Origin of the sequence: Cellulomonas bogoriensis 69B4 = DSM 16987, from assembly GCF_000767165.1 — a bacterium.
In the GTDB taxonomy this organism is placed as follows: Bacteria; Actinomycetota; Actinomycetes; order Actinomycetales; family Cellulomonadaceae; genus Actinotalea; species Actinotalea bogoriensis.
In genome coordinates, this window is the sequence record NZ_AXCZ01000050.1 from 1 (window position 1) to 16,991 (window position 16,991).

Annotated in this window: 16 protein-coding genes and 1 pseudogene; 5 read left to right on the forward strand and 12 right to left on the reverse strand. The window is 72.9% G+C overall.

Going from position 1 to position 16,991, the window contains the following annotated elements; genetic code table 11:
* Window positions 1-192: pseudogene (locus N869_RS06690) on the reverse strand (hypothetical protein); the annotation flags it as partial.
* An 89-nt stretch (window positions 193-281) separates the two neighbouring features.
* Here N869_RS06690 and N869_RS06695 point away from each other — a divergent pair.
* Window positions 282-1,124, forward strand: coding sequence for a spermidine synthase (locus tag N869_RS06695; RefSeq protein WP_035059509.1), 843 nt, complete (start codon window positions 282-284; stop codon window positions 1,122-1,124).
* Window positions 1,125-1,171: 47 nt separating this feature from the next.
* Here N869_RS06695 and N869_RS06700 read toward each other — a convergent pair whose 3' ends face one another.
* The 5 genes from N869_RS06700 to N869_RS06720 all read right to left on the reverse strand — a co-directional run bounded on the left by N869_RS06700 (window position 1,172) and on the right by N869_RS06720 (window position 5,907).
* Window positions 1,172-1,375, reverse strand: coding sequence for a cold-shock protein (locus N869_RS06700; protein ID WP_035059511.1), 204 nt, complete (start codon window positions 1,373-1,375; stop codon window positions 1,172-1,174).
* Window positions 1,376-1,619: 244 nt separating this feature from the next.
* Window positions 1,620-2,555 carry a PAC2 family protein gene (locus tag N869_RS06705; RefSeq protein WP_035059514.1) on the reverse strand — a complete coding sequence of 312 codons (936 nt, stop codon included), beginning with the start codon at window positions 2,553-2,555 and terminating at the stop codon, window positions 1,620-1,622.
* 66 nt (window positions 2,556-2,621) lie between these two features.
* Window positions 2,622-3,062: a response regulator gene (locus N869_RS06710; RefSeq protein WP_035059516.1), complete on the reverse strand. Its 441-nt coding sequence runs from the start codon at window positions 3,060-3,062 to the stop codon at window positions 2,622-2,624.
* Window positions 3,059-4,735, reverse strand: a complete 1,677-nt coding sequence (locus tag N869_RS18740; protein WP_269545868.1) for a sensor histidine kinase — start codon at window positions 4,733-4,735, stop codon at window positions 3,059-3,061. Before N869_RS18740 ends, N869_RS06710 begins: the two co-directional genes overlap by 4 nt.
* Window positions 4,732-5,907, reverse strand: coding sequence for a PP2C family protein-serine/threonine phosphatase (locus N869_RS06720; protein ID WP_052105168.1), 1,176 nt, complete (start codon window positions 5,905-5,907; stop codon window positions 4,732-4,734). The genes N869_RS18740 and N869_RS06720 overlap by 4 nt, the downstream gene beginning before the upstream one ends.
* Window positions 5,908-6,077: 170 nt before the next feature.
* Here N869_RS06720 and N869_RS06725 point away from each other — a divergent pair, with 170 nt between their 5' ends.
* The gene (locus tag N869_RS06725; protein ID WP_035059518.1) at window positions 6,078-8,312 is read left to right on the forward strand and encodes a HelD family protein; all 2,235 of its coding nucleotides are present in this window, start codon (window positions 6,078-6,080) and stop codon (window positions 8,310-8,312) included.
* Here N869_RS06725 and N869_RS06730 read toward each other — a convergent pair.
* Window positions 8,305-9,198 (reverse strand): matrixin family metalloprotease, encoded by an 894-nt coding sequence (locus N869_RS06730; RefSeq protein ID WP_232229639.1) that lies wholly within the window; start codon window positions 9,196-9,198, stop codon window positions 8,305-8,307. The two genes, N869_RS06725 and N869_RS06730, sit on opposite strands and share 8 nt — an antisense overlap.
* A 73-nt stretch (window positions 9,199-9,271) precedes the next feature.
* Between N869_RS06730 and serA the strand changes: the two genes are divergently transcribed.
* Complete coding sequence (gene serA / locus N869_RS06735; protein ID WP_035059530.1) at window positions 9,272-10,477, forward strand: phosphoglycerate dehydrogenase; 1,206 nt, start codon at window positions 9,272-9,274, stop codon at window positions 10,475-10,477.
* Between the two features lie 53 nt (window positions 10,478-10,530).
* Window positions 10,531-12,270, forward strand: coding sequence for an AMP-binding protein (locus N869_RS06740; RefSeq protein ID WP_052105171.1), 1,740 nt, complete (start codon window positions 10,531-10,533; stop codon window positions 12,268-12,270).
* 23 nt (window positions 12,271-12,293) lie between these two features.
* On the opposite strand, the gene N869_RS06745 is transcribed toward N869_RS06740, so the two are convergent.
* The 3 genes from N869_RS06745 to N869_RS06755 all read right to left on the reverse strand — a co-directional run bounded on the left by N869_RS06745 (window position 12,294) and on the right by N869_RS06755 (window position 13,882).
* Window positions 12,294-12,800, reverse strand: a complete 507-nt coding sequence (locus tag N869_RS06745) for a hypothetical protein (RefSeq protein ID WP_156968402.1) — start codon at window positions 12,798-12,800, stop codon at window positions 12,294-12,296.
* A 77-nt stretch (window positions 12,801-12,877) separates the two neighbouring features.
* Window positions 12,878-13,351, reverse strand: a complete 474-nt coding sequence (nrdR, locus tag N869_RS06750; RefSeq protein WP_035059534.1) for a transcriptional regulator NrdR — start codon at window positions 13,349-13,351, stop codon at window positions 12,878-12,880.
* A 135-nt stretch (window positions 13,352-13,486) separates the two neighbouring features.
* Window positions 13,487-13,882: a LysM peptidoglycan-binding domain-containing protein gene (locus N869_RS06755; RefSeq protein ID WP_052105172.1), complete on the reverse strand. Its 396-nt coding sequence runs from the start codon at window positions 13,880-13,882 to the stop codon at window positions 13,487-13,489.
* Window positions 13,883-14,100: 218 nt separating this feature from the next.
* Between N869_RS06755 and lexA the strand changes: the two genes are divergently transcribed.
* Entirely contained in the window at window positions 14,101-14,811 is a 711-nt protein-coding gene (gene lexA / locus N869_RS06760) for a transcriptional repressor LexA (RefSeq protein WP_052105173.1), read from the forward strand.
* A 16-nt stretch (window positions 14,812-14,827) separates the two neighbouring features.
* Here lexA and N869_RS06765 read toward each other — a convergent pair whose 3' ends face one another.
* Entirely contained in the window at window positions 14,828-15,850 is a 1,023-nt protein-coding gene (locus N869_RS06765; RefSeq protein WP_084136563.1) for an L-lactate dehydrogenase, read from the reverse strand.
* Window positions 15,851-15,933: 83 nt separating this feature from the next.
* A partial coding sequence (locus N869_RS06770; RefSeq protein WP_035059542.1) for an ATP-dependent DNA helicase occupies window positions 15,934-16,991 on the reverse strand: 1,058 nt, incomplete at its 5' end.

The window sequence follows — 16,991 nt, forward strand, 5'->3', positions numbered from 1 at the left end:
GCGGGCCCCGCGCGCCTCGACCACGGCAGCGGCCGCCCGGAGCGCAGCGAGATGACCGTGGACCAGACGCTCCTCGGTCGTGCCCGCCAGGCTCGCCGCGACGAGCTCGTCGTCGGACCGGGCCAGCAACGCACGCACCCTCGGTGAGACCGGCGCGACCCGGTCCATCGCACCCAACCCTGCTGCTCCCATGGCACACCTCCCACCACCATCATCGAACACCTGTTCGACGGCGTCAATGGCGGATCCACCACCGCCCCGCCACCGCCTACCGTGGGCCCATGCCCCGCTCCCCCCGACGCGCAGTCCGCCCCACCGACGCGCGCCCCCTGCCCGTGGGGCCCCAGCCGATCGACACCGGGACGGCCGAGCTCGTCCCGGACCGCGGCGAGACCCGTGCGTTCACCGTGCACGTGAACGGGGTGCCGTCCTCGCACGTCCACCTCGACCGGCCGGACCTGCTGGACTTCGAGTACATGCAGCACATGGCAGCGGTCGTGGACCAGATGCCACCGGGGGGGCTGCGTGTGCTCCACCTGGGCGCCGGAGCCTGCACCATGGCCCGCTGGGTCGACCACCGGCGGCCCGGGTCGAACCAGCTGGCCGTCGACGTGGACGCCCGGCTGGTGGACCTGGTGCGCACCTGGTTCGACCTGCCCCGGGCTCCGGCGCTCCGGCTGCGGGCCGAGGACGCGAACCTCACCGTGGCCCAGCTCCCACCCCACCGTTGGGACGTGGTCATCCGGGACGTCTTCAACGGTGACAGGACGCCCACCGCGCTGGCCACCACCACGAGCGTCGCGCAGATCGCCCAGACGCTGCGCCCGGGGGGCCTCTACCTCGCCAACTGCGCGGACCGCCCCCCGCTGACGCTGGCGCGCGCAGAGGTCGCCACCCTCGCGCAGCACTTCAGTCACGTCGGGCTGCTCGCCGAACCGGGTCAGCTGCGCGGACGCCGCTACGGGAACCTCGTCCTGGTCGGCACCGAGGACCCCGACCTGCTGGGCGGGTCGGGGCTGGGCCGCGCGCTGCGCAGCCTGCCCCAGCCGGCCCGTGTGCTGCACGGGGACGAGCTCACGTCCTTCACGGCCGGGGCCAGACCCCTGCGGGACGGGACGGGCTGAGCCCCGGCGGGCCGCCGACGTGAACCGACGGCCCGCCGGTCACCGGTTCAGAGCGGGCGGACCTTCTCCGCCTGCGGACCCTTGGGGCCCTGGGTGATCTCGAACTCGACGCGCTGCGCCTCGTCGAGGGTGCGGTAACCCTGCGTCTCGATCGCCGAGTAGTGCACGAACACGTCGGCGCCACCACCGTCCTGCGCGATGAAGCCGAAACCCTTCTCGGCGTTGAACCACTTCACAGATCCCTGCGCCATGCTCGTCCTGTCCTTCTGTCCCGCTGGGACGTCCTCGAGAGGGCCGTGCGCCCGCTCGCCCTGCCGCAATGCTCTGCCCAGGTCCGACGAGGACGGGTCCAACCACTGCAACACCGGCAGTCTGGCACGAGGCGACATCGTTGACCAGAGCCCCCGTCGAGGGCACCGGAAGATCATCATCCCGCTGGTCTGCACGGTCGCGGACCACCGCGACCACCATCGCGTAGCCGACGCACCGCAGGCCTCAGGACGGCCGGCCAGGCCCCTCCTGCTGGGCCAGGAACCGCTCGAACTCCGCCCCGAGCTCCTCGGCCGTGGGCAGGTCGGTGGACTCCGCCAGCAGGTTCGTGCGACCGATCGCGCGGGTGAAGGAGTCGTACTGCTCCTCCAGGGCCGCGACCACCGCCGCCACCTCGGCCGACTCCCCGACCTGTCGCTCCACCTCCGACGCCGCAGCCCGGACCACCGGCTCCAGCACCGCCGGGTCCAGCTGGAGACCGGTGCGTCGCTCCAGGAGGTCCAGCGCGGCGACCGAGGCCTGCGGGTAGGCCGACTGCGCCAGGTAGTGCGGCACGTGCACGGCCACCCCCACCGCGTCGTGCCCCAGCTCCCCCAGTCGCAGCTCGAGCAGCGCAGCGGCACTTCCCGGCACCTGCACCCGACCGAACCACGACGGGTGGTCCGCGACGAGCTCGGTCCGGGTCCCGTGGACGGTCATCCCGACCGGGCGCGTGTGCGGCACTCCCATCGGCACCCCGTTCACCCCGACCGTCAGGCGCACGCCGAAACGCTCCACGAGCTGGGTGACCGCCGCGACGTACCGCTCCCACTGCACGTCCGGCTCCGAGCCGTGCAGCAGCAGGAAGGGCACGCCCTCGGCGTCGCGGACCACGTCGAGCGCCAGGTGGGGCGCGTCGTAGGCGGTCCACCGGGTCGAGTCGAACGTCATCACCGGACGGCGCGCACGGTAGTCCACCAGCTCGTCGACCTCGAACGTCGCCAACCGCGTGGCACCGAACCGCTCGGCCAGGTGGGCCACGACCCCCGCACCCGCCTCACCGGCGTCCACGAAACCCTCCAGGACGTGGAGCATGACCGGCCCCTCGCCGGAACCGGACCGCAGGCCCAGCTCGGCCGCGACGTCCTCCTCGACCTGGTACATCTCCCTCGGGTCGCGCATGGTGGTGCCTCCGCTCAGCCGTCGTCCGTGGTCGTCAACGCCGGACGGCGCACGGGGATTCCCCGGTCACCTGGACGGCAGCCTCACGACCGTCAGGAAGAAGTCGTCGATCTGCCGCACGACCTCGATGAACCGCTGGAAGTCCACCGGCTTGGTGACGTAGGCGTTGGCGTGGAGCGAGTAGCTGCGCAGCACGTCCTCCTCGGCCTCCGAGGTCGTCAGCACGACCACCGGGATGCGCCGGAGCTCCTCGTCGCTCTTCATCGCCGCCAGGACCTCGCGTCCGTCCATCCGCGGCAGGTTCAGGTCCAGCAGCACCATGTCCGGCGTGGGCGCGTCGGCGTACTGCCCCTGCTTGCGCAGGTACTCCATGGCCGAGGCGCCGTCGCTGACGACCGCCAGGCGGTTGGCGACCTTGTTCTCCTCGAACGCCTCCTGAGTCATGAGGACGTCCCCGGGGTCGTCCTCCACCAGCAGCACGTCGATGGGCTTCTGCGCGTCGTTCATGTCTGTGTGACCTCCTGGTCGCCGCCAGAGGCGGGCGCCTGACCCGTCGCGCCGGACGGCACGGGGGTCTCCTTCCGCGGCCCGGACGGGCCGCGCTCCTGCTCCTCCGCGAGACGGCTCGCGAACTGATCGGGAAACGTCCACCGGATGGTGGTGCCCTCGGCGGCGCCCGCGTCGATCCAGATCTGACCGCCGTGGTACTCCACGATCTTCTTGCACAGCGCCAACCCGATCCCGGTGCCCTCGTAGAGGTCCTTGGGGTGGAGCCGCTGGAAGATCACGAAGACGCGGTCCACGTACTGCTCGTCGATCCCGATCCCGTTGTCCGAGCAGCTCAGCTCCCAGGCGGCGCCCGTTCGCCTCGCCTCCAGCCGCACGACCGGTGCACGGTCGGGGTGCCGGAACTTCACCGCGTTGCCGACGAGGTTGTGCAACAGCTGGGCGAGCAAGGGCTCCTCGCCCACCACCGTCGGCAGCTCACCCACCACGACCTGGGCACCGGCCTCCCGGACCGCGTCGTCCAGGTCCTCCACGACCCTCTCCGCGAGCACCCGGACGTCGACCTCGCCGAGCTCCCCGCCGATGCGCCCCACCCGGGAGAATCCGAGGAGGTCGTTGATGAGCCGCTGCATGCGCTTGGCGCCGTCCACGGCGAACTCGATGTACTGGTCGGCCCGCTCGTCGAGCTGGCCCTGGTACCGCTTGGCCAGCAGCTGGGTGAAGCTCGCCACCTTGCGCAGGGGCTCCTGCAGGTCGTGGGAGGCGACGTACGCGAACTGCTCCAGGTCCCGGTTGGACCGCGCCAGGTCCTCGCTCTGCTCGCGCAACCTGGCGTGGGACTCCTCCAGCTCCTCCCTCGACCGCCGGGCGTGGGCGATCAGGCCCACGAGCCGACGGCGCATGTGGTCCACGTCCTGGGCGACCTGCGCCACCTCGCCGGTCCCGTGGGTGGCGACCTCGTGCTCGGCCTGCCCCTCGGCCACCAGACGCACGTCCTCGGTCAGCGCGGTCAGAGGGTTGAGGACCCACTTGCGCAGGAACACCCACAGCAGCGCCCCGCCGACCACCGCCACACCCGCGAGCGCGGCGACGCTGGCAGCGAGCACCCGGGTGGCGGTCCGCAGCCCCTGCACCGCCGCGGCACGCTCCTCCTGGAGAAGGACCCGGTAGGCCTCGACCTCGACACGCACGTCCTCGAACAGCACCTGCCCTCGCCGGGCCTGGGCCTCGCCGACCGTGCCGGGGCCGTCCTGGCGCACCTGCTCGATCGTCGGCATCGCGTGGTCGGCGTACCAGGCACGCGTAGCCTCCCGTGCAGCCTCCTGAGCCCTGAGGACCGCGGAGCCCTCACCCCGACGCTCCAGCAGCCGCGCCTGGGCGCGCTCCTGGGCAGGGGTGCGTCCGGCGGCGAGCGCCTCGAAAGGCTCGAGCGAGACCTCGTCGCCGGTGGCGACGTACGCCCGGAGGGACGCCTCTGCATCGACCAGCCGGACGAACGTGTTGTCCGCCTCGAGAAGGGCGTCGAAGTACATCTCGGTCACGTCCTGCTGGCGGGACCCGACCGTCAGGAACGCCGCGACCGCCCCGGTGACGGCGAGCACCACCACCAGGCCCGCGCAGGCCAGGGCGACGGTCACCCTGCGTCGCAGCGTGGTCCCGCCGGTGGCGCTCACCGCTGCCCCCAGCCCAGGACGACCAGTGCGGTGTCGTCGACCAGGTCGCCCCCGTGCAGCGCCCGCACCTTCTCCAGGATCCGTTCGACCAGGTCGGTGCCCTGGTCCGGGTCGGCGCGGTGGGCGCGGACCTGCTCCGCCATGACCCGTTGCAGGCCCTCCTCGCCCAGGCGGGCGGTGCCGCCGTCGATCGTCGTCTCCAGGACGCCGTCGGTGAAGAGGACCACGCGCCACGACGGGCCCAGCTCGACCCGGCTCGACCGCCAGCCCCCGAGCACGGGGATTCCCAGCGCGCGCCCGCGCTCACCGGCTGGCAGCGCGGTGGTCGGGTCGTCCAGGAGGAAGGGGGTGGGGTGCCCGCACAGGAACAGCTCCATCGAGGTGCGCTCGGGGTCGATCACCACCATGACCAGGGTCGCGAAGATCTCCGGCCTGCCCCGCTCGGCCGAGAGGATCTGCTCGGTCACGTCCAGGACCTGCGCGGGGGGTAGTCCTGCCAGCACCGACGTGCGCCACGCGGTGCGCAGCTGGGCCCCGAGGGCCGCCTCGTCGGGACCGTGGCCGGCGACGTCGCCGACCACCGCGGCGACCGAACCGTCGGCGCGCTCCACGACGTCGTAGAAGTCGCCGCCGAGGAGCCCGTCCCGGCCCGCCCGGTAACCGACCAGCACCTCCATCGCCCCGTCACCCACCAGCGGGGTGGGCAGCAGCGCACGCTCGAGCCGGCTGGTCTCGGAGGCGCGCAGCTGCGCACGGTACAGGTCCCGCTCCTGGACCTCCGCCCGGCGGCGCTCGGCCGCGTACCGCACCGTGCGGCCGAGCAGCTCGGCCGTCACCTCACCCTTGACCAGGTAGTCCTGCGCACCGGCGGCCACCGCACGCAGGCCCAGGCCGCTCTCGGTGCGGCCGGTGAGGACGACCACCGCCGGCACGCGTGGGCCGGTGAGCAGGCGCTGGATGGCGCCGAGCCCGTAGGCGTCCGGAAGCCCCAGGTCCAGCAGGACGCAGTCGACGTCCAGGAGGCCCGCGGCCTCGGCGAGGGTGCGGGCACGGCGCAGGTCCACCGCCACGCCGGAGTCGGCGAAGAGCTCGGAGACGAGAACGGCGTCGGCGTCGTCGTCCTCGACCAGCAGGACGCGCAGCGCCCGTCGGTCGAGCTCGGTGTACGGCACGGTGAACCCTTCCCAGACGGCCGGGGCTGATCGGTGGACGCGACGATCCTAGAGGTCGGAGCCGTACCGGCCGGTACCGGTCCGCCACGGCGCCCGCGCGCCGGTGCGTACGCGACCCCCGGCGGACGGGATAATGGACGGCCACCCGCCCGAACCGACCTGGGGGTCCCGTGACAGGAAGGCAGGACCAGCTCCGGCAGGAGCAGGCCGCGGTCGACCTCCGTTACCAGCGCCTGGACACGCTCCGGGCCCAAGCCCGTGAACGCCTCGCCACGGTGCGTCGCACGGGACCGAGCGGGTCACCCCAGAACCGCTCGGAGCGGGACGCCTTCGCGACCCTGTACGAGGACCGGGTCGCCCAGCTGGACGCGGTCGAGGACCGTCTGTGCTTCGGTCGTCTCGACCTCCGGGACAGGTCGGATCTGTACATCGGCAGGATCGGTCTCACCGACGCCGAGCACACCTCCCTGCTCACCGACTGGCGGGCCCCTGCCGCCCGCGCCTTCTACAGCGCCACCTCCGCACGGCCGGACGGGGTGGTGCGGCGCCGGCACCTGCTCACCCGCGGCCGGGCCGTGACCGGCATCGAGGACGAGGTGCTGGACCTCGACCTCCTCGGGGACCACGCGGTCGACCCGAGCGCGCTGGCGGGAGAAGGTGCCCTGCTGGCAGCGATGGCGGCGGGTCGGACGGGCCGGATGGGCGACATCGTCGCCACCATCCAGGCGGAGCAGGACGCCGTCATCCGCGGCGACCTGGCGGGGGCCCTGGTGGTGCAGGGAGGCCCTGGCACCGGCAAGACCGCGGTGGCGCTCCACCGTGCCGCCTACCTGCTCTACACCCATCGACGTGCCCTGGAGCGCTCGGGCGTGCTCGTACTCGGTCCCAGCAGGGTGTTCCTGAGGTACATCGACCAGGTGCTGCCCTCCCTGGGTGAGACCGGCGTCGTCACCGCCACCGTCGCCGACCTCCTGCCCGGTGTCACCGTCCGGGCCACCGACCGCGACGACGTCGCCGAGATCAAGGGCAGGCCCGTCATGGCCGACGTGGTCGCGCGCGCCGTGCGGCGGCGTCAACGCGTCCCGGCGGCACCGGTCGCGGTACGGGTCGACGGGCGCGAGGTCGTGGTGCGTCCGCGGGACGTGCGGGAGGCGATCGGTCGGGCTCGTCGCACCGGCCGGCCCCACAACCTGGCCCGGGTCACGTTCGTCCGGGACATGCTGTCCCGACTCGCCGCGCAGTGGGTCGACCAGCTCGGACACTCCGTCCCCGACGAGGACCGGGCCGCGGTGATCGAGGACCTGCGCACCACCAGGGAGATCAGGATCGCGCTGAACCTCGCGTGGATGCCCCTGACCCCGCAGCGACTCGTCGGCGAGGTGCTCGCCAAGCCGCACGTCCTGGCCGAGGTCGCACCGGAGCTGGACGCCCGCGAGCGCGCACTGCTGCACCGGCCGGTGGACTCGCCCTGGACCGAGTCGGACGTGCCGCTGCTGGACGAGGCCGCCGAGCTGCTGGGCGAGGACGACCAGGCCGAGCGCGCCCAGGCCGACGCCGACGCCCGCCGCAGGCAGGAGGAGCTCGACTACGCCCGCCAGGTGCTGCGGTCCTCGGGGGTCGGGCAGGGGATGGTCAGTGCCGAGGTGCTCGCCGAGCGGTTCGCCCACAGCGGCCCCGTCCTCACGACCGCCGAGCGCGCCGCCGCCGACCGGACATGGACCTACGGCCACGTGGTCGTCGACGAGGCCCAGGAGCTGTCGCCCATGGCGTGGCGGATGGTGGTGCGCCGATGCCCCACCCGGTCGATGACGATCGTCGGGGACACCGCCCAGAGCGTGCGCGGCACCGGGCGCACCTGGGACGAGGCGCTGGACCCTGTGCTGCGGGGGTCGTGGCGGCTCGCGGAGCTGACCGTGAACTACCGCACGCCGGCCTCGGTCGCGCAGGCTGCTCGGGCGGTCGCCACCGCGGCCGGTGTCCACGTGGGTACCACGACCTCGGCCCGTGACGTCCCGGACGCGCTGCGCACCCGGTCCGTGGGGCCGGACGAGCTCCACGGGGCCCTGGTCCGCGAGGTGCGCCGGGCCGTGGAGCGCTTGGACGAGGGCGCCGGCCGGGTGGCCGTGATCGGGCCGGCGGGGCAGGTCGAGGGTCTCCGGGCCGCGCTCGCCGACGACGACGTCGGGCGGCTGCTGCGTCCTGAGGGCGAGGGGACCACGCTCGACGCCAGGGTGAGCGTCCTGGACCCACGCGCGGCCAAGGGGCTGGAGTTCGACGTCGTCGTGCTGGTCGAGCCGCTCGAGATCCTCGCGGGTTCGCCCGGGGACCTCTACGTCGCTATGACCCGACCGACCCAGGCGCTGCGCGTCCTGGCCACCGGAGGGCTGCCCGAGGGGCTCAGCTGAAGCCCTCGCACCCGACCTGTCCGACGAGCGCCAGGCCCTGCCTGTCGCCCGGGCCGAGGTCGGTCCGGCTCGAGGTCAACGGGTGCATCAGCTCGTCCGGGTCGTCCACGTGGTCCAGGCCCAGGACGTGTGCGAGCTCGTGGACCACGATCGCGCGGGCACGCTCGTAGCCCCCGTTCCGGGACAGCAGCGCACCGAGGTCCTCGGCGTCGAGTGCGACGCGTCCCGCGGCGAGCCAGAGCCCGGACCCGTCCGCTCCCGGCACCGCTGCCGAGCCTCCCACCCCGGCGACCTGGCCCTCGAGCTCGGAGACCTCGTCCGGCCCGGACCACGCGATCAGCACGGGCGCCCAGCCCGGCCCGTACCGGTCGGGTTGGATGAGGGGGCGGTCCATCAGCGGCGGCTCGTCGGTCTCACCGACCTGGACCAGCACGAGGCCCGACGCCTCGGCCACGACCTGCACCGCGTCGTCGATCAGGGACTGGCCCGACCGCGGTGCGCGGTCGGGCCGGACGACGTACTCCACGGGGCGGCACGGGTCGTACCCCACCGGGCTGCCGTCGTCGTGCACGTGGAGGAACGCGTGCTCCCCCGAGGTCGTGACCGGCACCTCCGGGGCCAGCCTGCCCTCCGAGGACGCCGGCCTCGGGACGGCCACGGTCCGACCGTCGACCTCGACCAGAGCCCTGGGGCCGAGCAGGTCCGCCGGGGTCCAGCCGGGGCCGAACGTGCTCGTGGAACCGGAGCCGACGAACCACACCAGGGCGACGGCTGCCGCCGTCAGCCACACGCCGGGGCGGGCCCGGCCCGATCGCCCCGAGGCACGGTCCATGTGCCGCAGGAGCCTGCGCGAGCGTCGTCGCTCACGCCACGAGGTGACGTCCACCAACCCATTGTCCCAGGCGCCGGGCGTCCCGCCAGGCGGGCGCGGTTTGGCCGGCGCCTCCCGGAGGTCCACAATCACCCCCGTGCGAGCACTTCTGCTGGAGAACCTGCATCCGTTGGCCACCACCGTCCTCAACGCCGACGGTGTCGAGGTCGTCACCCGTTCGGGTGCCCTCGACGAGGACGAGCTGATCGAGTCCCTCGCGGGGGTCCAGCTCCTGGGCATCCGGTCCAAGACGCAGGTGACCGAGCGGGTCCTGAGTCACGCGCCGGACCTGCTGGCGGTGGGTGCGTTCTGCATCGGCACCAACCAGATCGACCTGGACGCGGCGGCCCGCGAGGGCATCGCGGTGTTCAACGCCCCGTTCTCCAACACCCGCTCGGTCGTGGAGATCGCGATCGCCGAGATCATCGCGTTGACCCGGCGACTGACCGAGCGTGACCGGGCGCTGCACTCCGGCGTGTGGGACAAGTCCGCCGAGGGCTCGCACGAGGTGCGTGGGCGCACCCTGGGGATCGTCGGCTACGGGAACATCGGCACCCAGCTGTCGGTGCTCGCCGAGGCGCTCGGCATGTCCGTGATCTTCTACGACACCGCCGAGAAGCTGGCGCTCGGCAACGCCCGGCGGGCGGAGACCCTCGACGAGCTGCTCGAGACCGCCGACGTCGTCACCCTCCACGTCGACGGGCGTGCGGGCAACGCCGGGATGTTCGGGGCGTCGCAGCTCGCCCGGATGCGACCCGGGTCGATCTTCCTCAACCTCTCGCGCGGGTTCGTCGTGGACTACGCGGCCCTGCGCGAGGGGATCCTCGAGGGTCGCATCGCGGGGGCGGCGGTGGACGTGTTCCCCCAGGAGCCCAAGCGGCGCGGAGACCCGTTCGAGTCCGACCTCCGGGGCCTGCCGAACGTGATCCTGACCCCGCACATCGGTGGGTCGACCGAGGAGGCGCAGAAGGCGATCGGCCAGTTCGTGGCGAACAAGCTGCGGGACTACGTGCGCCACGGGTCGACGATGCTGTCGGTGAACCTGCCGAACCTCGCACTCGACGCGCGCACCGGGTCCCACCGGCTCGTGCACCTGCACCGCAACACCCCGGGCGTGCTCGCCGGCATCAACGCGACGCTCGCCGAGCACGGGGTCAACGTCGAGGCACAGCTGCTCGCGACCAGCGGGGACATCGGCTATGTGGTGACCGACGTCGGGTCCGACCTCGGTGCGGACGTGTGCGCCGAGCTCGAGGTCATGGACCAGACGATCCGGCTGCGCCTGCTGTCCTGACCGGCAGGCCTCCGGGCGAGCGGACACAACCTACGGTCCCGTAACCTAGGGGCATGACCGATCCCGCACGCCCCTGGTCCACCGCGTACGCACCGGGGGTCCCGCTCGACGTACCCGCTCCGGCGCAGTCACTCACCGAGACGCTCGCACAGACCGCTGAGCAGCACCCGAGCGTCGTCGCGCTGGACTTCATGGGCGCGGTCACGACCTACGACACCCTGCAACGACGTGTCGACCGGGCTGCCGGCGCGCTGAAGGAGCTCGGCGTCGAGCCCGGCGACCGGGTGGCGCTGGTCCTCCCCAACTGCGCGACCCACGTGGTCGTGTTCTACGCCGTGCTGCGCCTGGGCGCCGTGGTCGTGGAGCACAACCCGACCTACACCGCCGACGAGCTCGCCCACCAGCTCAAGGACAGCGGGGCGACCGTCGTGCTGTGCTGGCAGAAGGTCGTCCCCGAGGTTCTCGGCAGTCACGGAGAGACCTCGGTCCAGACCGTGGTCTCGATCGACCTCGCGGCCGACCTCCCCTGGATCAAGCGCGCGGCGCTGCGCCTTCCGCTGAGCGCCTCGCGCAAGGCGAGGGACGCCATGCGGGGCCCCGTTCCCGCCCATCCGGCGGTTCGCCGCTGGGGCACGGCGCTGAAGCACGCCACCCCGCTCGAGGCCACCCACCCGCACCCCGACGTGGAGGACGTCGCACTCCTGCAGTACACGGGCGGCACCACCGGGACCCCCAAGGGCGCGGTCCTGCGGCACCGGCACCTGGCCGTCAACGCCGCCCAGGGGCAGGCATGGACAGGGCACGGCGCCGGCGAGACGGTCCTGTCGGTCCTGCCGTTCTTCCACGCGTTCGGCCTGATGCTCTGCATGGTGTACGTGGTGCGGATCGCCGCGACGGCGGTGGTCCTCCCCCGGTTCGACGTGGACGCCGTCCTGGCGGCTCAGCGCCGCCGGCCAGCGACGTTCCTGCCCGGCGTGCCACCCATGTTCGAGCGGCTCGCGGACGCCGCCGAGCGCACCGGTGCGGACCTCACCTCGATCCGCAGCGCGATCTCGGGCGCGATGTCCCTGCCCGTGGCGACCGCGGAGAAGTGGGAACGCGTCACCGGCGGGATGCTCGTCGAGGGTTACGGCATGACCGAGACCGCGCCCGTCGCGCTCGGCTCACCCATGTCGACCGCGCGGCGCCCCGGGACCCTCGGCCTGCCGTTCCCCTCGACCCATGTCCGCATCGCCGACCAGGAGGACACCGCGAGGGACGCCGCGGAGGGTGAGCGCGGCGAGCTGTGGGTCAGCGGCCCCCAGGTGTTCGACGGCTACTGGCAGCGCCCGGACGAGACCGGTTCGGTGCTGGTGGAGCACGAGGGACGCACGTGGCTCCGCACCGGTGACGTGGTCGTCGTCGAGGACGGCTTCGTCAGGTTGGTGGACCGCTCCAAGGAAGTGATCATCACCGGGGGGTTCAACGTCTACCCGTCCCAGGTCGAGGAGCACCTGCGGTCCATGCCGGGGATCGCGGACGTCGCGGTGGTGGGGATCCCGGGGGGCGACCTCGGCGAGAAGGTCGTCGCGGCGGTGGTGCTCGCCGAGGGCGCCACCCGTGTCGAGCTCTCTGCGGTCCGGGCATGGAGCGAGAAGCGACTCGCCCGCTACGCCCACCCTCGCGAACTCATCGTGCTGCCCGACCTACCCCGGTCCCAGATCGGCAAGGTGCTGCGACGGGTGGTTCGTGAGCAGGTCATGGACCGGATCCCGCACGCCCGCCACACCGAGCACGGGCACCGCGCGGACTGAACGGCGACGTCCAGGACCAGCCCCTACCGCACCAACCGCATCGCACGGATGCGGACGTAGGCGTGGACCTCGTCGAGGGTCTGAAGCTGCCGCTCGGTCTGCTCCACGAGCTCGACCATGCGCGACTCGTCCAGTGCCAGGTCCCCGGCGAGGTCCACGAGCGCCTGCCACACCCCGCGCTTGCCCATGACCGCGCTGCGGAGCAGCTCGACCTCGAGCAACGTGGTGATGGGCGAGCTGCGCATCCGCGACCTGTCCGCCTTCAGCCGCGCCACCCGCTCTCCCACCCAGGCCAACGCCTGCTTCGGCCATGCCTGCGTGACGTCGAGGTGGGCGACGACGGCGGCGAGCTCCTCGCGCTCCTGCTCGACCTCGGACGCCACCCGGGCCAGACCCGGCCCCACCGGCGTGCTACGCAGGACCTCGGCGGTGCGGCGCAGGCGCCTGGACCCGGCCACGGCGCCGGCCAGGTGGTCGTTGAGGTAGATGCCGACCAGGCGCGGGTCGGAGGGGCGGGGGCGGTCGCTCATGGTCATGCCTCCTCGTGTCAGGACCGAGCCTCACACGCCCACCGTGCCCGCGCGACCGGACCGGGCCAGGGCCCCGGTCAGCCGTCGCCGGCGGTCGAGGCCGAGGCGTGGTCCTCACGGAGACCACCGATGGCGCGCTCGAAGTCCTCCAGGGACTCGAACGCCTGGTAGACGCTCGCGAAACGCAGGTAGGCGACCTCGTCGAGGTCACGCAGCGGACCGAGGATCGCCAAGCCGATCTCGTGGGCGTCGAGCTCCGCGCTACCGGTCGCCCGGAGCGCCTCCTCCACCCGCTGGGCCAGGAGGGCGAGGTCGTCCTCGCTCACGGGACGTCCCTGACACGCCTTGCGCACCCCGTTGACGATCTTCTCCCGGGAGAAGGGCTCTGTGACGCCCGATCGCTTCACCACCGCCAGGCTCGCGGTCTCGATCGTGGTGAACCGTCGTTGGCACGCCGGGCACTGCCGCCTCCTACGGATCGAGGCGCCGTCATCAGCCGTCCGCGAGTCGACCACCCGCGAGTCGCCATGACGGCAGAAGGGACAGTGCACGCAGACCTCCAGGCTCGTCGCACGCCCGGTCCCGCAGGAGCGGCCAGGACGTGCCACACCGTACGGGCCCCGCACATCCCCGTGCAACGAGTCGTGCACGGGGATGTGCGGGGCCCGTACCGAGGTCGTGACGGCTCAGGCGTCCGCGTCCGCCGGCAGCGGCACGACCAGGCGCTGGCCCGGGACGATGGCCGCGCTCGGCAGGTCGTTGGTCCGGACCACGTCGGCCACCACGTCCCGGACATCCCCACCGGCGGGCGTCGCGGACCTGGCGATGTCCCACAGGGTCTCACCCGCCACGACGGTGTGCGCCCGCACCTCCTGGGGCTCGGCCGGGGTGCCGGCGGTCGCGCTCTGCGCGCCCAGGCCGACACCGGCGGCGACGAGGGTGGCCAGCAGCCACACGACCACCCGGCCGCGGGCCGTCAGCCGCAACGGCACCTCGCACTGCTGACCGCTCCGTGCTCGCACGCTCACGCTCATGCCGTTCACGACACCCACCTCCTGTTCGAACACCTGTACGTCGAACACCTGTACGATTTCTACCAGGGTCCGCGAGCGATGTCGAGACACGCTCGAACACGTGTTTGAACCGGACCGTCCGCGACCCTAGGGTTGTGCCAGGTGGAAGAAGATCAGCCACCACCGACACGGACGTCGGGACCGGCCCGGACGGCGAGCAGCGGCGCGCAGCGGCGGACGGCGACCGACCACGACCGACCACGACACGGCACGACCGGGAGGTCCCGATGGCGACCAGCGACGTTCAGGGCGACGGGCAGCCCACGAGGGGGCAGGGGGCCCGCGGTTCGCTGACGTCCCGGCAGCTCCGCGTGCTGGAGACGGTGCGGGACAGCGTCTCCTCACGGGGGTACCCGCCGAGCATGCGGGAGATCGGGCAGGCGGTGGGGCTGACCAGCCCCTCCTCCGTCAAGCACCAGCTGACCGTCCTGGAGCGCAAGGGTTACCTGCGGCGCGACCCCAACCGCCCTCGGGCGATCGAGGTCGTCATGCCCGAGGACGTGACGGTCGGCACTTCCCACGAACCCGCCCGGGCGGGGGAACCGTCACGGGACGAGGCCCCCGCCCCGTCCTACGTACCCGTGGTGGGCCGCATCGCCGCGGGAGGCCCCATCCTCGCCGACCAGCTCGTGGAGGACGTGTTCCCGCTCCCGCGGCAGCTCGTCGGCGACGGCGAGCTGTTCCTGCTCAAGGTCGCCGGGGACTCCATGGTCGATGCCGCGATCTGCGACGGCGACTGGGTCGTCGTGCGCCGCCAACCGGTCGCCGAGAACGGCGAGATCGTCGCCGCGATGATCGGCGAGGAGGCGACCGTCAAGACCTTCAGCCGCAAGGACGGGCACGTGTGGCTCCTGCCGCACAACCCCGCCTACTCCCCCATCGCCGGGGACGAGGCCACCGTCCTCGGACGGGTGGTCACCGTGCTGCGGAGCCTGTGACCGGCCCCGCCAAGCCTCAGAGCCCGAACCTCGCGGCCACCTCACGCAGTGCCTCCGCCGAACGTTGCAGCCCGTCCAGCTCGTCACCCGACAGGCGGACCGGGAGGGTCCCCTCCACCCCGTGCCGGCCCACGACCGACGGGACCGACAGGCACACGTCCGAGATGCCCCGGTAGTCGGTCAGCAGCGACGACACCGGCAGGACGCGACGCTCGTCGTTCATCACCGCCTCGATGATCCGCGACCCCGCCAGCCCCACCGCGTAGTTCGTGGCCCCCTTGCCGGCGATGATCCGGTAGGCGGAGTTCACCACCTCGTGCGCGATGCGCTCCCGGTCGGCCGCCCCCAGGCGACCCTCGACGCCGCCGTCCGCGCCAGGCATCCCCGGCCAGTCCAGCAACGGGACCGACCCGATCATCGCCGAGCTCCACAGCGGGATCTCCGTGTCCCCGTGCTCACCGGCGATGTAGGCGTGGATGTTCTGAGCCGCGACACCGGTGTGCTGGGCGAGCAGGTAGCGCAGCCGCGAGGAGTCCAGGACCGTACCCGACCCGAACAGCTGGTGCGGCGGCAGGCCCGAGGTCTTCAACGCCGCGTACGTCACGATGTCGACAGGGTTGGTCACCATGACGTACACCGCGTCCGGCGCCACCTCCACCAGGCCCGGCAGGATCGACCGGACCAGACCGACCGTCGCCTCCGCCAGATCCAGGCGGGACTGCCCCGGCTTCTGCTTCGCGCCGGCGGTCACGACCACCACGTCCGCGTCCGCGCACACCGCGATGTCGTCCGAGCCCTCGATCTGGGCCATCGGCATGAACTGGATCCCGTGACCGATGTCCAGGGCCTCGGCCTCGACCTTCGCGGCATTGATGTCGTACAGCGCCACGTGCCGCGCCGCGCCACGCATCAGGGCGGCGTACGCCATGGTGGCACCCACGCTCCCGGCCCCGACGACGGCGAGCTTGCTACGCCTGCGGGCCGTCGGCCCCACCGTCGCCCCGCCCGTCCCAGCGTCTGCCTCTGCCGTGGTGTCCACGCCTCACCTCTCGTCGTCGCCGCGCCCCGTGTCGACCGCACCGCCACTCTAGGCTCGTGCGGGTCCCGGCGCAGACCTGCGTCTCACCCGTCGGCCGCGAGCCGCGTGAGGGCCGAGCGCACCAGTGCGGGGTCCGTCGTCCTCCAGAACGGCGGCATCGACCGGACCAGGAACCCTGCGTAGCGGGCCGTCACCAGGCGGGGATCCAGCACCGCCACCACCCCCCGGTCGGTGGCCGTCCGGACCAGGCGCCCGGCCCCCTGCGCCAGCAGCAGCGCCGCGTGGCTCGCCGCCACCGCCATGAACCCGTTGCCACCCGCAGCAGCGACCGCCTCCGACCGTGCCGACCGCACCGGGTCGTCGGGGCGGGGGAAGGGCACCCGGTCGATGATCACCAACCTGTTCGAGCGCCCCGGGACGTCCACCCCCTGCCACAACGACAACGTGCCGAACAGGCACGTGGCGTCGTCCTCGGCGAACCTGCGCACCAAGGTGGGCAGCTGGTCCTCGCCCTGGCAGAGGATCGGGACGTCGACGCGCCCACGCACCGCCTCAGCCGCCTGCTCCGCCGCCCTCCTGGACGAGAACAGGCCCAGTGCGCCACCTCCCGAGGCCTGCACCAGCTCGACGATCTCGTCCAGCTGGGAGTCGGTCGTGGGCTCCCGCCCCGGCGCGGGCAGGTGCGAGGCGACGTACAGGATCCCGCTGCGCGGGTAGTCGAACGGGCTGCCCACGTCCAGGCCCCGCCACCGACGCACCGCATCCGGGTCGTGCGACGGCTCGTCCGCAGGCTCGTCCCCCACCACGGGTGGGGCCTGCTCACGCTCCGCGGCCGGGTCCAGACCCAGGCCCCGTGCCGTGGTGGTGAAGGACCCGCCCAGGCTCAACGTCGCCGACGTCAGCACCGCGGTACGGCCCGTGAGCAGCTGGGACCGCACCAGGCCGGAGACCGCGAGCGGTGCGGCGTGCAGGCGCGGGACCGGGGGCCGGCCCCGCCCCTCGGCCGTGCGCGCGCACCACAGCACGTCGTGGCCCTTGTCAGCGGCGTCGCCGACCATGCGCTCGGCGACCTCGAACAGCAGGAGCACGGTGGAGGTCGCCAGCTTCAACCCGCCCTCGGTGCCCTTGGCCGGTGGCCCCT

Bases quoted from the DNA above. Each gene is read 5' to 3' on its own strand.
- N869_RS06740 (WP_052105171.1), top strand. From the start codon at position 10,531: ATGACCGATCCCGCACGCCCCTGGTCCACCGCGTACGCACCGGGGGTC.
- N869_RS06700 (WP_035059511.1), bottom strand. From the start codon at position 1,375: ATGGCGCAGGGATCTGTGAAGTGGTTCAACGCCGAGAAGGGTTTCGGC.
- N869_RS06710 (WP_035059516.1), bottom strand. From the start codon at position 3,062: ATGAACGACGCGCAGAAGCCCATCGACGTGCTGCTGGTGGAGGACGAC.
- N869_RS06695 (WP_035059509.1), top strand. From the start codon at position 282: ATGCCCCGCTCCCCCCGACGCGCAGTCCGCCCCACCGACGCGCGCCCC.
- N869_RS06745 (WP_156968402.1), bottom strand. From the start codon at position 12,800: ATGAGCGACCGCCCCCGCCCCTCCGACCCGCGCCTGGTCGGCATCTAC.
- N869_RS06705 (WP_035059514.1), bottom strand. From the start codon at position 2,555: ATGCGCGACCCGAGGGAGATGTACCAGGTCGAGGAGGACGTCGCGGCC.
- lexA (WP_052105173.1), top strand. From the start codon at position 14,101: ATGGCGACCAGCGACGTTCAGGGCGACGGGCAGCCCACGAGGGGGCAG.